We start from the raw sequence: 20801 nt of genomic DNA on the forward strand, positions 1-20801 counted from the left end.
CATGGGGTCGCCGTCAGGCTAGAAGAACCACTTCTTGATCGACTTGACGGTGTTGCGCGCGATGCCACTGCCAATGACACCCCCGACGACGGCTCCGACGGCTCCCCCTACCACCGTTCCGACGCCTGGCATGATCATCGTTCCGATGGCAGCGCCGGTTTCGGCACCGTAGATGCTCCCTGCGACGCCGCCGATGAGGGTCACGGTGTCGGTCACCGCCGTGCTCACCTTTTCGCCCGGCGGGGCGGCCTTGACGTCCTCGACGATGGCAACCGCACTGACCGCCAGCCCGGCCGCGCCGAGAGCTCCGCCGACGGACACGCTCCCCCGGTCCCCACGGGCTGCTGCGACACGCGCGAGCCAGTTCTGGTTCCGGTTGAGCCGGTACGGCTTGGCCGGCTTGGCGCTGTTGCACGCATAGCGTTCCCTGCAGGACATACCGGCGCTCGGACGTCCCCGGTCTTGCGCGCTGCTGTTGCAGGCCCAACCCTCGACGCACAGGTTCGATTCCGACAGGTTGCCGCCCTTGCTCCGGGGAATGACGCGGTGTCCGGCGTTCAGATCCCTGGAGTCGGAGAAGTTGTAGCCGCAGCGCCAGCAGTCCCAGGTTCCATCGGCCTTCTGATCCCGGGCCAGGATCTGGGCGAACCGCCCACTGACCGAGCTCACGGGCTTGAACTTGGTGCCGTCATCGCGACCGGCCGCGATGATCTGTTCATCAGTGGCGTAGTCACCGTCGCTCAGGATCTGATCGCCCCACGAGGGGTCCCGAACGATGCTCCAGCCCGGGTCCGAAGTCGGCAGCTTCCCGGTCGGATCCGACAGGTTCACCGGATCGTTGTTGCTGTAGGCGTAGGAGTTCCACTGCTGCGGATTGGCCGCGTCAATGATGGGGTCCGGGCTGATGAACCGGCCCGTGGTGGGATCGTACTGTCGTGCTCCGAGATTGGTGAGGCCCGTGGTGTCGTCCTTGGTGCCGCCGACGAATCCCTTGGTCCCGGCCCAGGCATCGGCCGCGGGCTGGGTGCCGCGGGCGTTGCCGAAGGGGTCGGTGGCACGCCGGGTGACGGGCTGACCAGCCGTGGTGTTGATCTCGACGCCGTTGGTGCCGTGGGGATCGGCGGCCTGAACGAGTACCCGTCCGCCGCCGATGGGGGCGGTGACGCGGGTGTAGGTGAGGCCACCGGGGGCGGCGATGGAACGGGTGTTGGTCATCGACCCGGAGGCGGTGTCGAGGACCAGTTCGTCCGTGGGCAGGTTCAGGGTGATCCTGCCGGGGTTGCGACGGATCAGCTGGTTGCCGTCCGCGTCGTAGAGGTAGGTGGTGGCATCGGCCCTGCCGGCCTTGGTGAGGGAGTCAAGCCTGTCCTCACCGTTCCAGCTCAGCGTGGTGGTGCCCGCCGCGTCGGCGATGGAGGTGGTACGCCCCTTGGCGTCGTACTGGTAGCTGACGCTCTTGCTGCCGGCGGGCCCGGCGGTGGTGGAGGTCAGCAGGGCGTGGGGACCACCGGTCCCACCGCCGGTACCGGGGGCGCTGGTGGCCGTGTTGGCGGTCTTCGCGGCTCCGAAGGTCTGGTTGGTGACGGTGTCGTTGACGCTGTTTCCGGTGACGTCGTGCTGGACGAGTCCGATGCGGTTGCCGGTGGCGTCGTAGGAGTAGGTGTTCCAGTAGGGGGCCGGGCCTCCGACGGTGCTGGCACCCGGTCCCGTGACGACAGGACCTGACGCGTTCTTGCAGCCGCCGACGCCCGGGACGGTGGTGGAGCTTCCGCTGCCGTGCACCACACCGGAACTGTCGGTCCAGTCGGCGGTGGTGGACGTGCCCCCGGTGTCGGTCCAGGCGTTGGTCAGCCGTCCCAGGTAGTCATAGGCGAAGCACTGGGTGTCGGTCGCGGTGGCGTCCTGGACGTCGGTGACCGAGGTGAGCCGGCCCGAGGGGAGGTAGGTGTAGCTGGTCTGGTCGACGGAGGTCGTGCCGAGCTGGCGGTCGAGGAAGGAGTTGATCACCCTTCCGGTGGCCCAGTCGTACTGCTGGGTCGACACGACCTGGGTGCCGTACTGGCCGACCGTGGTGCGGGTCGGACGTGAGAGCGCGTCGTACGCCATTGCGGCGACCACGGCCTTGCCCTGGCTCATGGAGGAGGTGAGCAGGCCGGTGACGGTTCGCCCGTAACTGACGGTCTCGGCGGGCAACCCGCCTGCCGCCGGAATGGTCAGGGTCTTCTGCGCACCCAGCACCGGGGTGTAGCTGCTGCTGGTCGTGTAGGTCCCGGCGAGCGCCCCTTCCGCGGTGGGAATGGTGACGGAGTTGCCGATCGGCCGGTACGCGGTGTCGTACCCGGTGACGGCCTTGGTGTAGGCCGCCCCGGAGGCTCCGCCGACGTAGCGGGTCGAAGAGGTCAACTCTCCCTTGAGCAGGGTGTCGTACGTCCACCCGGCGAGCTGGTGTGCCGGTGCGACACTGCCGTCGAACAGGCCGGTCTTCCGTCCGAGCAGGTCATAGCTGTAGGCCAGGGTCGTGCCCTTGGCGTCGACGGTGTGGTCGACACGCGAGTTGGCGTCGTAGAACGTCTGGCTCGTGCCGGTGTCCGGGTCGGACGCGGAGACCTGCCGCCCGCGGAGGTCGAACGTGTAGCTCCAGCTGTTGCCGCTGCTGTCGGTGCGCCGGGAGGCCAGGCCGGCGCTCGTGTAGGCGTACGCGGTGACGTCCGCGTCCGCGGCGTTCCCGGTCGCGGTGGGTGTGCGGTACTGCCAGGTGGCGACGGTCCGCCCGCGGGCGTCGGTCACGGTCGAGGCCGGGTACGCGCCGGCGGGCGGGGTGACGTCGGTGCGGTCCGCGCCCGGGTAGGCGGTCGTGGTGCTCCACTGGAGGTTGCCGTAGGAACGGGCCTCGGTGCGTACCACGCGTCCCTGGCCGTCGTAGGTGTTCCAGGTCTGACCGGGCACCTGCCCGTCACCGGACGGCACGAAGACCGACTCGCCGGGGAACGAGGACTCCTCGTAGTACGGCGCCGACGTCTTGATCACCCAGCCGTGCGAGTCGTACACGGTATCGGTGATCAGGCGCCCGGTCGGCTTGGCGTCGCTGGTGCGCTGGCTCTGCCTCGGCCGTGCCAGACCGTCGAGGATGTCGATGACCGCCGAGTACCCGTTGTCCTCCCGGATGGACTCGGTGGTGACCGTGGACGGGGCACCGGTCCCGTTCACCTTGTAGGTGAACTTCTGGCTGGGGTTCTGGTCAGTGGGTCGATCAGGTGCCCACACCTTGGTGACCCGACCCAGCGCGTCGAACTGCGCGGTGGTCACACGATCGTTGACGTCCCTGGTGGCCAGCGCCGAGCCCCGGGCAGGATCCTGGGTGACCGTGGTGGTCCAGCCCGCCCCCATCGGTCCGGTCGTGCTCACCTGGGTCGGCAGGGCGCCGGAAGCCGGGGTGAAGGCCATCGTGGTGACCGCCCGGGCCGTCTGCGGGCCGCTGACCTGGTTTCCCGAACGGTCGTAGGCGGACCCATCGGTCGTCGAGGTCGTCAGGACGCGCCCGTAGGCGTCATAGGTCGAGCCGCCGCTGTCGACGTAGACGGGGTTCCCGTTCGCGTCATAGCGGTCGAGCGACTGGGTGCCCGTCACGTCCCCCGCAGTACCGGCCTGTCCGAACGGCTTCCCGTCGTAGAGGAACCGCCCGCCGGTCACCGTGTTGGCCCCGGTCGGCGCGGAGTCGCACGAGCCCTGGACGGTGACCGTGTCGGAGACGAGCGTGGAGCGCTGCTGGTTGGGGTCGGTGGCGTAGTTGGTCACGGTGCAGGTCTCGGGGGTGGCGGCGGTACCGTCGCCCTTGTCGTCGACCTGGATGATGCGATTGCCGTGAGCGGGATCGGTGCTGGTCACACTGGAGACGGTGCGCCAACTGCTGTCCGCCAACTTGGCCTTGGACACCGCCGTGGTCTGCGAGGACCCGTACCGGGCGTAGATCTTCGGCGCACCCGCGCTCTGGACGTGGGTCGCGGTCGTCTGCTGGCCGTTGTAAGTGCTGCCGGCGACGGTCTGGACGGTGCCACCGGCCTTGTCGAAGCCTTCGGTGGCAACGGTCCGTCCGCTGAGCCAGTCGCTGTCGGTCACACTGCCGCCCAGCGGGCTGATGACCTGGACGCTGCGCTGGGTTCCGTCGGCGAGGTAGTCGCCGTCCATGCCGCGCAGGTAGGTGACGGTTCGCTGGGTCTTCGGGGCTTCACCGGGATCGGCGTTGCCGTTGGCCGTGGTGACCGACTGGTAGCCCCGGAACTGGCTCCAGGTACGGGACTTGGGGTCGAGGAACTCCGCGTCGTTGCGGTGCCAGGCGGCCCCTCCGTTGTAGGTGTACTCGGTGACCATGCCGATCGACGGGCTGGACACCAGGTCCTGGACGGTGACGGTCTTGACGAGGGGCTTGTTGAACCAGTCGTTGACCGGGTCCGGGGAGGACTGGCCGGGCAGGTACCACTTGACCGGCATGCAGGCCATCGTGTTGGAGTCCTCGGACGCCGGCATGCGGTTGTTGACCCGCGAGCACTCGGGGCTCGTGTAGACGACGTTGATGCGGCCACCCGTCTCGGTGGTGATGCCCTGCAGGCGCGGTCGCATGAACATCGGGGACGCGGGCACCAGGCCGTCGACCCGGTTGGCCATCATCACGTAGGTGAACTGGACGGCCGGCACGCTGGCCGGCGTCTGGCCGTTCGAGCCCGTGCGCTGGACGGAGTCCAACCGCAGGGTCCGCTTGGTGCCGTCGCCGGGATCGGCGAGCGACTGGGACAGCGCCCAGGTGTCGACGTCACGGTACGCCGAGTCGACGAGCACTCGGGTGGTGATGGACGTCAGGCGCTTGGTGGTGAAGTAGGTCGGCGCGTAGTTGGTGCAGGTGCCGGCCCCGGAACAGATCTGGTCGATCGGTACGTCGGGCCAGGCGTCCGCGTTGGCGGTGGTGCGCTGGTCCTCCGAGCAGGTGATCGTTCCGGACGGCTGGCAACGCTCGGTGGTACCGAAGACGACCTTGGCGGCCGGGTTCGCAGCCCCCTCGGCGGCCTTCTGGTCGTCCAGGCGCTGCCCGTAGCCGATCTCCTTGAGGTAGACGGCACGCTGGTAGTCGGTGAGGGTGCCGCTGCCGAAGTTCTGGGCTCCGCCGCGGTTGTACTTGTTGCCTTCGGTCGCGTACTTGTACGTCGTCAGGTTGCCGTGGGCGTCCACCACGTAGTCCAGCTGCCAGCGCCAGGCCATCTGGCACCACGAAGCCTTGCCTGAGGCCGAGTTGTAGCAGGGGTCGCTGCCGTTGGGCGAGTACACCGGCACGCTCAGCACCGAGTTGGCGGCCGGGTCGCTCCCGTCACCGCCCGGCAGATGGTTGCGGCCGAAGTAGTACTCGGTACCGTCCGGCGTTGTGATCCGCCAGTACTCCATGTCGCGGTAGTCGACGTCACCGGCCGCCTTGGGCGCCCCGGTGAGCTGCTCGATCTTCGAGCCGTCGTCGTCCTGGAGGTGCCACACGCCGCTCGCGTCGTCGCGCACGATGGTTCCGGAGTGGTTCCCCAGGAACAGGGTGGCGTTCTGGCCTCCCCAGCACTGGTCTCCCGAGCCGGCGATGCCGGCCTTGTCGCAGCTCTTGTAGGAGCGCTCGATGAAGCCCGGCTCGTAGTCCCACCCGTCACCGATCCACGAGGACTGGGAGTTCGTCGCGGACGTCTTGCCGTCGACCGCCGCCGAGTTGTACCCCAGCGACACCGCGGGCGCGCTACCCCCGAGGGTCGGCGGCAGCTGGATCGGGTAGCTGTAGGTGAAGTTCCCCGCGTTCGACCCGGCCGCCCACTCGGCGGACGGGGAGAGCGGGGTTGCGGTGTAGGTACCCCCGGCACCGGACGGCGAGGGCGCGGCCGCCAGCACCACGGGAGCGCCCGGACCCGACGTCCCGGTGGAGGCGGGTACGGCGCTGGTGGTGAACGACGCCTTCACGGCGCCGGTTCGGCTGGGCGTTCCCGCTTCGGCGACGGGGAGGGTGAGATCCGCCGTGACCTTCCCCGCTGCGGCGTCGACCGTGGAGGCGACCGGCGTCTGGGTGCGGCACTCGGCCCGCTCGGGGGTGTTCAGCGCGCAGGCGGGCAGCGTGACCAGCGTGGCCCGGTCCGACCATCCGGTCCCCTGGAGGGCCTTGAGGTCGAGGGTCACCTTCGCGGTGCGACCTTCGCCCCCCGCCGGAGCCTCGGCATCGGCCAGTGCGACGAGCGGGCCGGGAGTCCCGGCCTTGGTGCCCTTGTCGGGGTCGGTGACCTGGACGGTGACGGTGTGCGCGCTCTCGCCGTGTCCGGTTCCGGGTGCGACCGTCACCGCGAGGTCGCCGGCCTTCGAGCCGGTGGCCCCGCCGGAGGCGGTCGACGCGCCGCCGGTCGCCTTTCGTGCTGCCGCCGCCTCGGCGCTGTCGGCTCCGATCGTGACCGTCGCGGTACCGGTGACCACGGGCGTGGCCGGCTGCGGCTTCCAGTCCACGGGCCGGCTTACCGGGGTGGCGGTCTGCGGCCGCACGTCGTGCCCCGTGACGGTGGGGGTCTTGTCGCCGAGCGGTGTGTCCGGAGGGGTCCAGACCTCACCCTCCGGAGTGGGGAACGTCCACGCGGCGGCGGACGGGACCGCCGCTCCCGTCATCGCCAGGACGAGGAGCGCCGCCACCGCGGGGGCGTGCCACCGGCCCCCCGCGTGATCTCTTGCGGCCCGTATTCGGGCAGGCCAAACCCCCATCGGAGGTCCTCTCAGTTCGTCGACATAACGTCATACAGGCATGGCTGTGCCATGGTTCGAGCGCGACATTAGAGGGCGATCAGGGGGGCCTCTTACCAGATCACCCGTCACTTGGTGTCATCTTTATAGAATCCTTATATTAAGATGGGATCAAATCGGGCACATGGGGCTCACAGCGCGGATGGTTTGACGTTTTTGCAGGTCACGGCGCATCGTTCCGTCCCGAACACCGCTCTCGTACCCGCGGGCGGGTATCCCGAAGGAACAGCACCACCCACATGAACAACACCTCGTCACGGCGAATGAGCGGCACACGTGCCCAGCGGCGCTGGCACGTGCCCACGCGACTCGCGACCTTCGCCCTCACCACCGCCCTCGGCCTGGCGTCACTCGGCGCTCCCGCCGCCAGTGCGGCCGACCCGACGCCGCACGGCCCGTCGGGCGGAATCGGGCCCCTCGCCCCCCTGACGCCGGACCCTGCTCGCACGCCCGAACAACGGGCCGTCCTGAACGCTCGAGCCCAGGCGAAGAGCACGGGCAAACCGGTCGTCATCGATGCCCTCACCACTGGGACGTCCAGGACGACAGCCAACCCTGACGGCACTCTGACCAGCACCGACAACGCCCAGGCGGTGCGGACCAAACAAGGCGGCGCATGGGCCGACCTGGACCCCACCCTGCGGCCGAACAGCGATGGGACGCTCAGCCCCGCGGTCGCCAGCACCAAGCTGACGTTCTCGGGGGGAGGCACCGGACCGATGGCCACCGTGGCTACCGACGACGGCAAGAGCCTGGCCGTCAGCGCCCCGTTCCCGCTGCCCAAGCCCGTCCTGGACGGGGCGAACGCCACCTATCGCGACGTCCTTCCGGATGTCGACCTCCAGCTGACCTCACTGCCTCAGGGCGGTTGGCGCGACGTACTCGTCGTCCGCACCCGCGCGGCTGCGGAGAGCGCAGCCCTGAAATCCCTGACCTTCCCGCTCACCGCGCACGGACTCACCGTGGCCTCCGACGCGAACGGTGCCATCACCGTCGCCGACGAGAGCGGCACCGCACGGTTCCGCGCGCCGGCGCCACTCCAGTGGGACTCCAGCAAGCCGGCCACCGAGACGGGTGCTTCCGCCCAGCGGTCCTCACGGGCGGCAGCCCGCACCGTCCTCGCCGCCGCCCCCGCGGTGGCCCCGTCCGCCCCGCCCACGGAAGGCACGCCCGGCATCCCGTCGAGCACCGAAGAGCCCGGCGACGGTGCGAACGTCGCGGCCATGACCACCAAGGTCACCGCTTCCGCCATCGAACTGACTCCGGACCAGAATGCGCTCGGCGAAGGCAGCGGACCGTGGTACCTGGATCCGTCGCTGATCGCCGCCACCAGCTCGGTGCAGGGATCGGTAGAAGTCCAGGAGAACCACAAGACGGCCGAGAACTTCAACAAGAAGTCCAACCTGGCCACCGGATACTGCGGTTACCACAGCAGTGACCCGAACCTGGACTGCGGCTCCGAGGGCCGCCAGCGCGCCTACTTCCAGTTCGACATCAACCCCGCCCTCTACACCGTGCCGAACGGCGCCGAGAGCCCCCCGACGATCTCCAGCTCGACGCTCAACGCCCAGGTCACCAGCGCCTCCAGCCCCGGGACCAACACACCCTTCATCGTGTACTCCGCGCCCAAGCCCATCCACGAACACACCAGCTGGAACGACCAACCCTGTGGCACCGACGGCAACGTCGCCATGGAGAACTGCCCGACGGTCAACGGCCAATGGCTCACCGGCACCGGTCCGCTCGCCATCGACGTCACCAGCACGATGAAGCAGGCGGCGGCCGAACACTGGCCCTGGTGGACCGTCGGCATCGCCCCACAGAGCAACGAGTGGGATAAGAGCTACCGCCACAACATCGCCAACAACCCCAGCATCACCACCACCTACGACATCACTCCCACCGTCTGGTACCCGCGCACCAGCCCCGCGCCGGGCTTCGCGGCCAGCGGCAGCACCGCCGAGTGCACCAGCGGAGGCGCCCACCCGTGGGACAACCCCGGCTGGGTCGGCAACAACCAGAACATCTACCTCACCGTCAACAGCTGGTCCCCCGCCGGTCAGAACCTCTACACCGGCTACCACATGTGGGACGACAACGATCCGAACTTCAGCGCGGTACCGGGCTCTTGGGGAGGCACCTACAACGACCCCGGCCCGACGGTGAGCGTCGGGTCACTGTCCGACGGACACCAGTACGGGTGGCTCGCCCGGGCGACCGACGAGATCCTGACCTCGCCCAACAGCGCATGGTGCTACTTCCGCGTCGACAAGACCAACCCGCGCGTCAGTATCAGCTCGACCGACTTCCCGTCCTCGGGCACCCCCAACCCCAGCCCGGCCAAGTACATGAACGACCCGGGCACCTTCTCCATCAACGCCGAGGACCCCGCACCGGGCCCCGGCCTCCAGGCCTCCGGCGTGGCCTGCGTGCGGGTGAGCACCGACCCGACACCGGTCGTCGGCTGGCGATGCGGCCAGAGCGGAACGTCCTCCCCCGGCCAGCCGTACACCTTCCAGCCCCGCCAGTGGGGCACCAACACGCTCTACGCCTGGGCCATGGACAACGCCGGCAACTACAGCCAGCCGGCCGTCTACAACTTCTACGTCCCGTGGAAGCCCGGCACCCAGCCTCTCTTCGGCGACGTGGACAACGACCAGAAGCCCGACATCGTCACCTCCGACAAGAACGGTGACCTGCGGATCATCGGCGGCACCACCGACCCGTCCACGTCCCTCGCCGCACCGGCCACCGCCGCACCCCGCAACCGCGAGTACGGCGTCACCTGGTCCGACTACCAGATCAGCCACCACGGCACCCTGCGCGACGGCCAGGCCGTCGACCAGCTCATCGCCCACAACACCACGAACCAGGAGCTCAAGAAGTACCTCTACGTCGTCACCAACGACGGCACCGGACGCTACGACACCATCACCCCCGGCGTCGTCACCCGGCCGACCACGTGCGAGACCATCGACACCCATGCCGCGTGCCCGGGCTGGCAGGCCAACGGAAACTGGTCCAACGCCACCCAGACTGTGGCCATCGGCACCCCCGAGGGCCAGGCGGTGGGGAAGGACCCGGTTGACGCCTCGAAGACCGTCATGATGACCCGCACGTCCATCCTGTCGGTCGAGACCACCGCGTCCGGAACCAGCCTCTACCTCTTCACCCCGGGCCTCGCCGACGATGTCGACGACACCGCCAAACTGATCCCCACCGTCGACGGCAACTCCTGGGCCGACTACGAGATCCTGAACCCCGGAGCAGCCAACGGCGCCACCATGGTTCCCGGCACGACCGACACCACCTACCAGGCCACCATCTGGGCCCGACACCGCACCAACGGCAACATCTACGCCTACCCGATCACCTGGAAGAAGGACGAGTACGGCGTCCCGACCGTCGACTACACGGCCCTCACCAAGCCGGGCGGCGGGAGCCCCATCCTGACCGGAGCCGACTGGACCGTCGCGGCCCAGCCGCGCGTCGGCGCAGCGGACCTCAACAACGACGGCTACCCGGACCTCTGGGCCATCAACAACAGCAACGCCATCACCGCCTTCCCGGGCAGGAGCAGCACGGGCACGAAGAACAAGGTCGACGGGTTCGACGCCTGGCAGTCCCTCGGCTACGCCGACGCCAGCGTCTCCGTTCACCCCAACAGCGTGAGCTGGCAGTGCATGGACGCCGTCAACGGCCCCCGCAACGGCGCCGAAGTTGCCATCTACGGCTGCTGGAGCTCGGTCAACCAGCGCTTCAACTTCGCCACCGACGGCACGATCCGCGCCGGCAGCTACTGCCTCGCCGCCAAGGACAACGTCCTCGACAACGGAACCCGCGTCGTCCTCTCGACATGCACGGGCGCCACCGGCCAGAAGTGGAGCGTGCGACCCGACGGCCGCATCTACCTGACCGCAACCGTCGACACCGGGAACCCGGGAGGCCGGTGCCTGGAGCTGCCCGCCTGGGCGACGGACCAGGGCACCCGCCTGGGCATCTGGAACTGCCCCGGCGTGCAGGACAACCAGCAGTGGACCCTCAACCCGGAACGCACCCCCTGATGCGGCACCGAACCCGCGGAGGTTCATAACGGTCGGGCCCGGGCACGACGCCCGGGCCCGACCCCCGCCACCCCAGCGTCCTACGAGCCCTCGTACACGACCATGGGACCGCACCAGTGAGGCGATGGCCTCTGGTCCTCATGTGGCCCCCAGGCAAACCATCCCAGCGACTGCACCACCGACACCCCAGTGCTGGCAATGGAACCCGAAAAGACCGCTCGCCTGGGATCTCTCCCGGCCAACGGCCTTTCCGACTAATGTCGGGACGACGGGATTTGAACCTGCGACCCCTTGATCCCCAGCACCGCCAGGCCGCGATTCAGATGGCTGCCCACCCGGCCGGCCGGCGGACCGTCCTGGCCGACGTCGACCGTGACGCAGCGGTCGCCTACGTCGACACCAACTGGACGGACCGGCGGCCCGGCAGGGCTGACCGGGCCCCGACCCCACCCGGCGGACCAGATCGCTCCGGTCCGCCGGTATGACAGAATTCCTGGCCGTGACCATTCGATTACTGATCGCGGACGACCAGGAGATGGTCCGCCGCGGAATGCGGCGGATTCTCGAGAACCAGCCGGACATGGAGGTGGTCGGCGAAGCAGCGGACGGCGTCGCCGCGGTCGAAGCGGCGCGCCGACTCCGGCCTGACGTGGCGCTGGTGGACATCCGCATGCCGCGCATGGACGGTCTGGAGGTGGTCCGCCTGATCGCCGGCCCCTCGGCGACGCCTCCGATCAAGGTGGTCGTCGTCACCACCTTCGATCTCGACGAATACGTGTACCCGGCGCTGCACCACGGTGCCTCCGGATTCCTGCTCAAACGCTCGGGCCCGACCCTGCTGGTCGAGGCGGTCCGGGCCGCGATGGTGGGCGACAGCCTGATCAGTCCCTCCATCACGGTCCGGCTGCTCAAGCACGTCACCGGCGGGCGGCCGGGCGGCCCGGCCGTGGTCGAGCCGCTCACCGGGCGGGAGGTGGAGATCGCGGGGAAGGTGGCCGAGGGGAAGACCAATTCCGACATCGCCGGGGAGCTGTTCATCTCGGCGGGCACGGTGAAGACCCACGTGGCGAACATCCAGCGCAAGCTGGGCGTCAGGAACAGGGTCGGGATTGCCGTGCGCACCTTCGAGATGGGATATGCGACCGGTCGATTGGCCGAGTGAGGTGTTCCTCGGCTCGGCGGGTGCCGAAAACATCGTGGATCAGGGTGGCCGGTCCGGTGCACACACAGCACCGAAACGGCGAAAGGCACCCCCCCCTGCACAGCGGATTCCGGCTCCGTCGGCTGTTCAGAATCCTCCCCAGCCACGCCCCATGCCGCTCTTCGGGGTGTCGATCGACCAGTACTGGGTGGTGTACTTCTTCCCGCCCAGCCGCCTGGTGGAGTGCCCGCCCGGCATCCTGCTGGCGCGGATCGTGCTGACCGGCCGCTGGATCGGCTGGCTGCGACCGTTCGTGGCGGCGCCGGCGCCCACCCCGCTCGGTGGGGCTGTGTGATGGCCCGCTCGTCCAGTATGCCGTCGGGGCGAGCGGAAAAGATCTGCCGAACGACAGATGTCTGATGGTCGGTCATCTGTTCGGTGGCGCACGGTCGCCCCGCTCTGCGTAGGCTCTGCCAGTGCAGACCGAACTGATGCCTGATGCGTATCGCCGCCGCACGGTGTGTGCGGCGGCGACCGCGCTGGTCGCGGCTCCGGCGGCGATCGCCCCACCGAGTGCATGGGTCGTGGCCGTCGCCGCGGTCGTGGCGATGGCGGCCGCGATCCTGCGCCGGCCGCTGGGCCCGGTCTCCCCGGTCCTGGCGGCCGGCCTGGTCGCGGGGCTCTCGCTCGTCACGGACGCCGTCTATCCCGGCGAGCAGGGGCTGGTACTGCCGTGGCTCCCGTTCGAGTTCGCGTCCCTGCTGGTGTTGGCCGGGCGGGTGATCCGGCGCGCCGGGGTCCGCCAGGCGGCCCTGGTCGGGTCCGCGCTGACGCTCGCGCTGATGGCGCTCCCGCTGCGCTTCACCCTCCGGCTGCCACAGGCGGTCCTCGCCCCGTCGATGGTCGCCGTCGCCATGGCGATGTTCCCGGCGGCCTGCGCCGTCGGCGTCGGGCTCTACCTGCGGGCCCAGGACGACCACCGGGCCCATGCCGTCCGGCAGGCCCGCCAGGAGCAGCGGCTCGAAGTGGGCCGGGATCTCCACGACTTCGTCGCCCACGAGCTGACCGGCATCCTGCTGGAGGTCCAGGCCGCCCAGGTCAGCGCCTACGACGAACAGCAGACCACGGAGCTCCTGACCCGCCTGGAGGCGGCCGGCCTGCGGGCGCTGGACTCGATGGACCACACCCTGCAGACCCTGCGCGACCCGGAGGCGGCCACGCCCGCCGAACCGCCGCCGACCCAGGTCCACGGCCTCGCCGACCTTCCGGAGCTGGTCGACCGCTTCCTGGCGTCCGGCACGACGAGCGGCGCCCTCGAACTGGAGCCGGACCTGGCGGGAACCGCCCCACGCGAGATCGAGGACGCGGTCTACCGCGTCGTCCTGGAGGCGCTGACCAACGTCCGCCGGCACGCCCCGAGCGCGGGCCGGCTGGAGGTGGAGGTGGTCCGCGTCCCCGGCCCCGCCCTGCGGGTCACCGTCACCGACAGCGGACGGCAGGGAGGGCCCGGCGGCCTGACGGCACGCCGCCCCGGCGGTGGCGGCACCGGTCTGGCCGGCCTGGCCGAGCGGATCGGCGCCCTCGGCGGCGACCTGTCCGCCAGCCCGCACGACCGCGGCTGGCGCGTCCGCGGGGTGCTGCCGTTGCGACCCGACCGGACGGGCCGGGTCTGACGGTTCCCGATGGCCCGGAGGCTGCCCACGTACGCCGCCAATATCTGCCGAACGGCAGATGGCAGGCGGCCGCGGATCGGCGAGGCTCTCTACCGTGCCCGATCCCAGACTCCCGGAGGAACCGGTGATTTCTCGCCTGAAGGCGACACCCGCCCTGCTCGCTCTCGCCATGGCCGCCCTCATCCCGTTGACCGGCTGCGCCAAGGCCTCGGACGCCACGCCCGAGGACAAGACCTTCGAGTTCAGCGGCAAGTCCCTGAACGTCAAGGCGCACGGCATCCCCACCGACCTCGTCCCGGCCGACCGCGAGGACGTCAAGGTCACCCGCTGGTTCGACAACGCCAAGGTCGGTGACGCCAAGGAGATCTGGACGCTGGAGAACGAAACCCTCGAACTCCAGGCACAGTGCACCGGACTGGCCAACTGTGACGCCAAGTTCCGGGTGGAGGTGCCCCGAGGCGTCGCCGTGACGCGCGACGGCAAGGAGACGGACCTCAAGGGCCGAGGCTGACCCTAAGAGAGAGACGATGCTTCAACTAATCGATATCACCAAGGTCTACAAGGGCGGCAAGCGTGCCGTCGACAGCATGACGATGAACCTGGGCCCGGGCATGCTGGGCCTGCTGGGGCCCAACGGCGCCGGGAAGTCGTCGCTGATGCGGATCGTGTCCACGGTCACCAAGCCCACCAGCGGCCAGGTGCGCTACCAGGGGTCCGACGTGGTGGCCAAGCCGGATCTGCTGCGCCGCGAACTCGGCTACCTGCCCCAGGACTTCGGTGTCTACCCCAACCTGACCTCGCGGGAGTTCCTGTCCTATCTGGCGGCGGCCAAGGGGCTCTCCGCACGCTCGGCCCGGGCCCGGATCGACGAGCTGATCCAGCTGGTGAACCTGACCGAGGCCGTCAAGCGCCCGCTCGGCACGTACTCGGGCGGCATGCTGCGCCGGGTCGGCATCGCGCAGGCCCTGCTGGCCGATCCCAAGGTCATCGTCGTCGACGAGCCGACGGCCGGCCTGGACCCGGAGGAGCGGGTGCGCTTCCGCAACCTGCTCGGCGACCTCGCGGCCGACCGGGTGGTGATGCTGTCGACCCACATCGTTTCCGACGTCGAGTCGGTCGCCTCGGACATCGCCGTGGTCGCGCAGGGCCGCCTGCTGCGCCGGGGCGCGCCCGACGAACTGCTCCGGGAGATCGACGGGCAGGTCTGGGAGGTCATGGTCGCCCCGGCCGACGTCCCGACCGTGCAGGCCCGCCACGTGGTCAGCCGCATGGTCCGGACCGCGAACGGAGTGCGCCTGCGGTTGCTCGCCGCCGCCCCGCCGTCCCCGGACGCGACCAGGGTGTCGCCCGACCTCGAGGACGCCTACCTGGGCGTCATCCACCGGTCCGCCGAGCGGATCCCGACCGGGCAGGCGGTGCGGCGGTGAACGCACGCGTCCTCGCCGGCCTGGCGGTCGGCGATTTCCGCGACCGGGTGCGCCGCCCTGCGTACGCGGTGACGCTGCTAGCCGCGGTCGGTCTCGGCTACCTGGCGGTACCGAATGCGGACAGTACGTGGGTGATCATGGATGTGGGAGGAAACCGAGGGGTGTACAACAGCGCCTACGTCGGCGCGGTCACCGCCCTCGCCAGCGCGCTCTGGCTCACCTTCGGCGGCTTCTACGTCGTGCGCAGCGGCATCGCGCGGGACGAGACGACCCGCGTCGGCCAGATCCTGGCCGCCGCCCCGCTTCCCACCCGCAGCTACCTGCTCGCCAAGTTCCTGAGCAACCTGCTGGTGCTCACCTCCATGCTCGGCGTGCTGGCGGTCACCGCGCTGCTGATGCAGCTGGCCCGCGGAGAGAACCGCTCGGTCAACCCGGTCGCCCTGATCGAACCGTTCCTGCTGCTCTCGCTGCCGCTGATGGCGCTGACCGCCGCGGCCGCGATCGTCTTCGAGACGGTGCCGCCGCTGCGGGCCGGCTTCGGGAACATCGTCTGGTTCGTCCTGGCCCTGATGATCTCGATCGGCGGCCAGTCGGGGTCCGCGCCGCTCGGCGGCCTCGGTGTGCACCAGGTCGCCCGGTCGATGAACGCGTCGGTGGAGGCCCAGCGCCTGCAGACCGGAGACGGAGGATTCAGCCTCGGCCTGACCAAGGTCACCAAGCCGCTGGGCACCTTCGTGTGGGACGGCTTCGACCCGTCCGGCGGGTTCGTCCTCGGTCGGCTGGTACTGATCCTGCTGGCGCTCGCCGTGGCCCTGGTGCCAACGCTGTGGTTCGGCCGATTCGACCCGGCGCGCTCGGCCGGCTCCCCGTTCCGGGCCCGGGCGGAGGCCACTGAGACGGCCGCGCCCTCGGCCACCGAGCCGCTCGGCACTGGCCCGGTCGAAGCTCCAGCGTTCCGCTGGTCCACGGCCCCGGGCGAGCTGCCGCGGACCGAGCCCACCCGGGCCGGAGCCCTCGGCCGCCTGTTCGTCGGCGAGGTGCGCATCCTCGTGCAGGGCATCTCCTCGTGGTGGTGGCTGGTCGCGGGCGCGCTCACCGTCGCCGGCTTCGCGCTGCCGATGGACACCGTGACCGGCATGCTGCTCCCCGCCGTCTGGCTGTGGCCGGTGCTGATCTGGTCGAGGCTGGGCAGCCAGCAGGTCGAGAACGGCCTCGAGGTGTTGCTCGGCGCCTACCCCGCGGCCCGGCGCAGGCTGCTGGCGGAGTGGGTGTCCGGACTAGTGCTCACTGCGGTGACGGGCGTCGCCCCGCTGGTGCGAATGCTGGCGGAGGGCGACGGCGCCGGGACGGCGCACTGGTTCGGGGGCTTGCTCTTCATCCCCTCGCTGGCCATGGCGCTTGGCGTGGTGAGCCGCACCCACCGGGTCTTCCAGGCCATCTACCTGCCGCTCTGGTACGTCCTCGTCAACAACGTGGCGGCCCTCGACTTCATGGGTGCTGTACGGGTGGACGGCCGGCCGACCGGTCCCAGCCCGCTGCTGATTGTGGTGCTGTCCGCAGCGATGCTCGCGGTGGTGTTCTTGGTGGGCGCGGCCCGACGGAACGTCAAGGGATAGCCGGGGCAGCGATGCCCGGGCCGGAGGAGGTTGGTATGGGTGAGGCCCACGCCCGACGCATCGCTCGGCTGGAGTCGGAGAGTCGGGCGGCAGGTAGTCGACGCTGATAGGTCGGCGATCGGACAGCCCTCTCTCAGCTGGCGGAAGCCGGGCGCAGGGGCTCTCGGGGCGTGCCACGGAAGACCTGTTCGGCATGCCACTCCCGGTGTCGGCCGGCGACCGATGGAATCCCTGCCTGCGGGCCGATGACCGGCCGCCCGGCCAACGCGAGCACATGCCGCCTGCTGGCCTCGCTGCGTCCGACGAAGCGCTGTGAGACGAGTATGCGGTGCCCCTCCCCCAGGCCCAGGACGCCCTTGTCGAAGAGCTTGTGGTGCAAGGAGCACAGACACAGGCCGTTGTCGACCTCATCCGGCCCGTCGTATGACCACCAGCGCACGTGTGCCGCCTCCAGGCCGACCGTGCTCGCACCCAACATCCCGTCGTAGCCGCAGAAGGCGCACTGGAACTCATAGGCGGTCAGGACCAGTTCACGCATCCGCCGGTCCCGCTGGCGTCGCGCCGCCCGCTCTGTTCCGCCCGGGGCTCCGGCCACCCCCTCGGTCTCGACCAGGTCCAGGTCGAGTCCAACGGCCTCGCACAGGTCGGTGTGCAGCGACGGCGGGAAGTGGAAATCCAGGAGCACCCGCGCCAGACGCCCCAGGAGCGCCGGCTCCTTTCTCAGAGCCGTGCGCAACTCGGGAGCGAGCCTGCCGGTCGCGCCACTGGAACGGAGGACCCGCACCCCACTTCCAGGGCTCCCGAGCCCCTGGTCGGTCCTGACCTCCCACACGCCGTCACTGACCAGATGATGGAATGGATACGCAGGGGTCGTCGGATGGGACGGCCCGTACTCTTCGAGCAGCCGCTTCAGCTCCTCCTCGACCATGCTGTACCTCAGTTCGCCGTCGGCATCGCGCTGGAAGCTGCCCAGCGCGTACAGCAGCAACAACGGTTTGTGCGGCGCCCGAACGTCGTTGCTCGTCCACCGTCTCAGCTTCGCCACCCGCTCCGGCCAGTCCATGGCCGCCTAGCGTATTCGGGGACACCGACACGACCGCAGCCTCAACCTCCACGCAGGACATCGTCCTGGCGTCGGCGTCGTACACGGGGTGTGGTCCCGAACTGGTCGCGAAGATCCACGGACCAATCCCCGGCCTCACCACGTAGCACTCCCTGCTCCGTGCACCCTGAGATCCCCCAATGCGCCCTTGATCCACCGTGCCGATCAGCGGACTGTCAGACCCTGAAGTTGGTCACAGGACGATCAATCGGGGGATTCTCATGTCGGAATGCGGATCTCGCACGCCTCTCGCCGGACACCAAGCTTGTTCTCGTCGCCTACGCCTGCTCGCCGGCTGACGGCGTGGTCCGCCTGGAACGGGGATCCGCGGAGCTTCGCCGCGAAGATCGATCACTGATCTGGCACCGCCATGAGCCCTTGCCCATCCCGGTGCAGCACTGACGTGAGACCTTCTCGCAGGTGACTGCCGGGAGGTCGACCTCGCCGCAAGTCGATCTGGCGCCGCTCACTCGCCGCACCGCCAAGGGGCGCGCCCTGTTCACGGCAGCGCGCGGTGGCGGGTGATGGCGGGTGATGGCAACTCAAACGCCATGCTCCGCCAGCTGCCTTCTCCGAACGCTGCCAGCCATCGGGGGGGTCAGGCTCTCCTGACGGGAGGTCACCACATGGCCGCCCATCCTGACCGTGGTCGGATCTACCGGCACTGCGGCTGCCGCGACGACAGCGGAAAGCAGTCAGGTGCGCGGTGCCCGGGTCTCAACCGCTCAACACGCCATGGCTCCTGGGCCTACGCCTTCGACGTTCCTCGGCCAGCGGGCGCCGTCGGCAGCGGTGTCGCAACGGCTTCCGTACCCGCAGGGCCGCGCACGAGGCATTGGAGCACGCTCTCGAGTACGAGCGCACCGGATCGGATCTCGAGGACGACCTGACGGTGGCCAGGTATCTGACCGGCTGGCTACGGACCAAGTAGGACGTGCTCAAGCCCACCACCTACGCCCGCTACCGCGACCACGTACACAACGACCTCATCCCGGCTTTCGGCCGACTCAAACTGTCCGACCTGCGCGAGCGGCACATCACCGCCTGGAACGACGCCGAACTGGCCCGCGGCCGGGGACGCACCAGCGTCTAGCAGGCCGGCGCCACCCTCTCCAGCGCCCTGAACACCGCGGCCCGCACCCGACGGCTGGCCGACAACCCGGCGCGTCAGCCCGTGGGCGTGCCGATCTGGTCGCGTTCCAGGACGGAACGCAGCTCCGAGAGGGCCTGCGCGGCGGCTGTCATGGGGGACGCCTTGAGTGCATCTGCGATCAGCTCGGCCAGCCGCTCGGTAAAGGTCCCTTCTGCCACGTCGACCAACTGCAGGCCGTCGTCGGTCAGTTCCAGCAGCGACGACCGGCGATCCGACGGGTTCGGCATACGGGCGACCCATCCCTGCCGCTCCAGGCGGTCGACGCCCTTGCTGGTGGCCCCGATGCCGACGGCGAACTCGGCCGCCAGATCCGCCACCCGGGCCCCGGGGTGGTCGCGGAGGTGGCGCAGGAACTCGAATTGCGACGTGACGATCCCGTGCCGCTCGCGAAGACGGTCGTTGAGGGCGTTGTACAGACGCGTCTCGCATCGGACGAGGTCGGCGAAGAAACTCGGGAGGTCGACCGTCTCACCGCTCACTTTAGATGCCATGGCATATAGTCTACGTTAGATGCCACGGCATATAGTGCGGAAGAAGCTACTTACGGCAGGAGCACGCGTCATGAGCAAGGAACAGCGCACGCAGGTCAGCACGATGCTGCGGCAGCCCCGGCCCGACGGCCCCCAGCCGGTCGAGGCGCTCCGAGCCGGATTCAAGGCGATGATGGCCCAGATGGTCGTCCCGGACGGACTCCGCATCACCAAGACGGCGCTCGGCGACCGACCGGCGCTGTACGTCGAGCCGGGTACCGGGACGCGCACCGGGACGATCCTGTACTTCCACGGCGGCGGCTGGGTGTTCGGCTCCCCCGAGACCGCGCTGTCGCTCACGGGGAACCTCGTGACCAGGACCGGGTTCACGGCGTACTCGCTGGACTACCGGCTCGCCCCCGAGCACCCGTTCCCGGCCGCGATCGAGGACGCGCTGAGCGCCTACCGCGCCCTCCTCGACAGCGGCGAAGACCCTTCGACCATCGCGTTCGCCGGGGACTCCGCCGGCGGCGGCCTCAGCGTCACCACCTGCCTCGCCGCCCGCGACGCCGGTCTCCCGATGCCCGCCGCGATCGTGGCCTTCTCCCCCGGCCTCGACGCCACCCGGACGGGCGAGAGCATGGACACCAAGGCAGGCATCGACCCGTTCTTCACCCGCGAGAGCCTGGGACACACCGGGGCCATGTACCTGGCGGGAGCCGACCCGCACCAGCCCATGCTCAGCCCCGCCGTCCTCGCCGACCTGACGGGCTTCCCTCCGATGCTCCTCCAGGCCGGCACTGACGAAGTGCTCCTGGACGACTCCACCCGCATGGCCGCCCGCGCCCGCGCAGCCGGAGTGGACGTGATCCTCGACATCACCGCCGACGTACCCCACGTGTTCCAGTCCTTCGCCGGCGTGCTCGACGAGGCCGACCAGGCACTGGACCGCGCAGCCCTCTTCCTCACGCAGCACGTCCACAATTCCGACACCGCGGCCACGTCAGTCCGGTAGAACTCGGAGCCCTCTGGCCATACAGCAGGCCGGACGGCTCCGACCTTCGCAGTGAAGAGGCGACAACACGAGTCACCCGCGCAGAAGCAGGGCCGTGGTATCGGACGAGAGCCTCCGTGTCAGGCCAGTACTTGCGGGCGTGGACGACGGTGCGCGGTGACGGCGCCCCGGGCGGGCTGGTCCGGACGCGCTGCGGCGGATCGGGTCAAACGCGGCATCCGTCCTTGCCGGAGGTCAAGGACGCGCCGCGCGTGGTGCGTGGCAGTACAAGGGAGGTCCAGGTGCCGGTGGCTGTGCCGTCATCCCTGCCGATCGTGCCGGAAAACCTGCGGCCGCGCTTCA

12 protein-coding genes are annotated in these 20801 nt (G+C 69.6%); 9 read left to right on the plus strand and 3 right to left on the minus strand.

Annotated features, from left to right (window positions below):
* Nucleotides 1-18 precede the first annotated feature (18 nt).
* The gene (locus ACIO5E_RS24385) at nt 19-6690 is read right to left on the minus strand and encodes an RHS repeat-associated core domain-containing protein (RefSeq protein WP_400671417.1); all 6672 of its coding nucleotides are present in this window, start codon (nt 6688-6690) and stop codon (nt 19-21) included.
* Between the two features lie 371 nt (nt 6691-7061).
* Between ACIO5E_RS24385 and ACIO5E_RS24390 the strand changes: the two genes are divergently transcribed.
* From ACIO5E_RS24390 to ACIO5E_RS24420, 7 genes are all read left to right on the plus strand, one after another.
* Entirely contained in the window at nt 7062-10862 is a 3801-nt protein-coding gene (locus tag ACIO5E_RS24390; RefSeq protein WP_400671419.1) for a ricin-type beta-trefoil lectin domain protein, read from the plus strand.
* Between the two features lie 481 nt (nt 10863-11343).
* Entirely contained in the window at nt 11344-12024 is a 681-nt protein-coding gene (locus ACIO5E_RS24395; RefSeq protein ID WP_400671422.1) for a response regulator, read from the plus strand.
* 151 nt (nt 12025-12175) lie between these two features.
* Nucleotides 12176-12358: a hypothetical protein gene (locus tag ACIO5E_RS24400; protein WP_400671425.1), complete on the plus strand. Its 183-nt coding sequence runs from the start codon at nt 12176-12178 to the stop codon at nt 12356-12358.
* 136 nt (nt 12359-12494) lie between these two features.
* Complete coding sequence (locus ACIO5E_RS24405) at nt 12495-13676, plus strand: sensor histidine kinase (protein WP_400671428.1); 1182 nt, start codon at nt 12495-12497, stop codon at nt 13674-13676.
* A gap of 124 nt (nt 13677-13800) precedes the next feature.
* Entirely contained in the window at nt 13801-14187 is a 387-nt protein-coding gene (locus tag ACIO5E_RS24410; RefSeq protein ID WP_400671430.1) for a hypothetical protein, read from the plus strand.
* Between the two features lie 16 nt (nt 14188-14203).
* Entirely contained in the window at nt 14204-15103 is a 900-nt protein-coding gene (locus ACIO5E_RS24415; protein ID WP_400671433.1) for an ABC transporter ATP-binding protein, read from the plus strand.
* Between the two features lie 161 nt (nt 15104-15264).
* Nucleotides 15265-16719, plus strand: a complete 1455-nt coding sequence (locus tag ACIO5E_RS24420) for a hypothetical protein (protein WP_400671435.1) — start codon at nt 15265-15267, stop codon at nt 16717-16719.
* 133 nt (nt 16720-16852) lie between these two features.
* On the opposite strand, the gene ACIO5E_RS24425 is transcribed toward ACIO5E_RS24420, so the two are convergent.
* Complete coding sequence (locus tag ACIO5E_RS24425) at nt 16853-17782, minus strand: phosphorothioated DNA-binding restriction endonuclease (protein WP_400671438.1); 930 nt, start codon at nt 17780-17782, stop codon at nt 16853-16855.
* Nucleotides 17783-18755: 973 nt separating this feature from the next.
* Between ACIO5E_RS24425 and ACIO5E_RS24430 the strand changes: the two genes are divergently transcribed.
* Nucleotides 18756-18914, plus strand: coding sequence for a hypothetical protein (locus tag ACIO5E_RS24430; protein ID WP_400671440.1), 159 nt, complete (start codon nt 18756-18758; stop codon nt 18912-18914).
* Between the two features lie 74 nt (nt 18915-18988).
* On the opposite strand, the gene ACIO5E_RS24435 is transcribed toward ACIO5E_RS24430, so the two are convergent.
* Nucleotides 18989-19465, minus strand: a complete 477-nt coding sequence (locus ACIO5E_RS24435; protein WP_400671443.1) for a MarR family winged helix-turn-helix transcriptional regulator — start codon at nt 19463-19465, stop codon at nt 18989-18991.
* Nucleotides 19466-19535: 70 nt separating this feature from the next.
* On the opposite strand from ACIO5E_RS24435, the gene ACIO5E_RS24440 reads away from it, so the two are divergent.
* Nucleotides 19536-20459 (plus strand): alpha/beta hydrolase, encoded by a 924-nt coding sequence (locus ACIO5E_RS24440; protein WP_400671445.1) that lies wholly within the window; start codon nt 19536-19538, stop codon nt 20457-20459.
* The last annotated feature ends 342 nt before the right edge of the window (nt 20460-20801 follow it).

It is taken from the genome of Kitasatospora sp. NPDC087314, from assembly GCF_044744365.1.
Taxonomy (GTDB): domain Bacteria; phylum Actinomycetota; class Actinomycetes; order Streptomycetales; family Streptomycetaceae; genus Kitasatospora.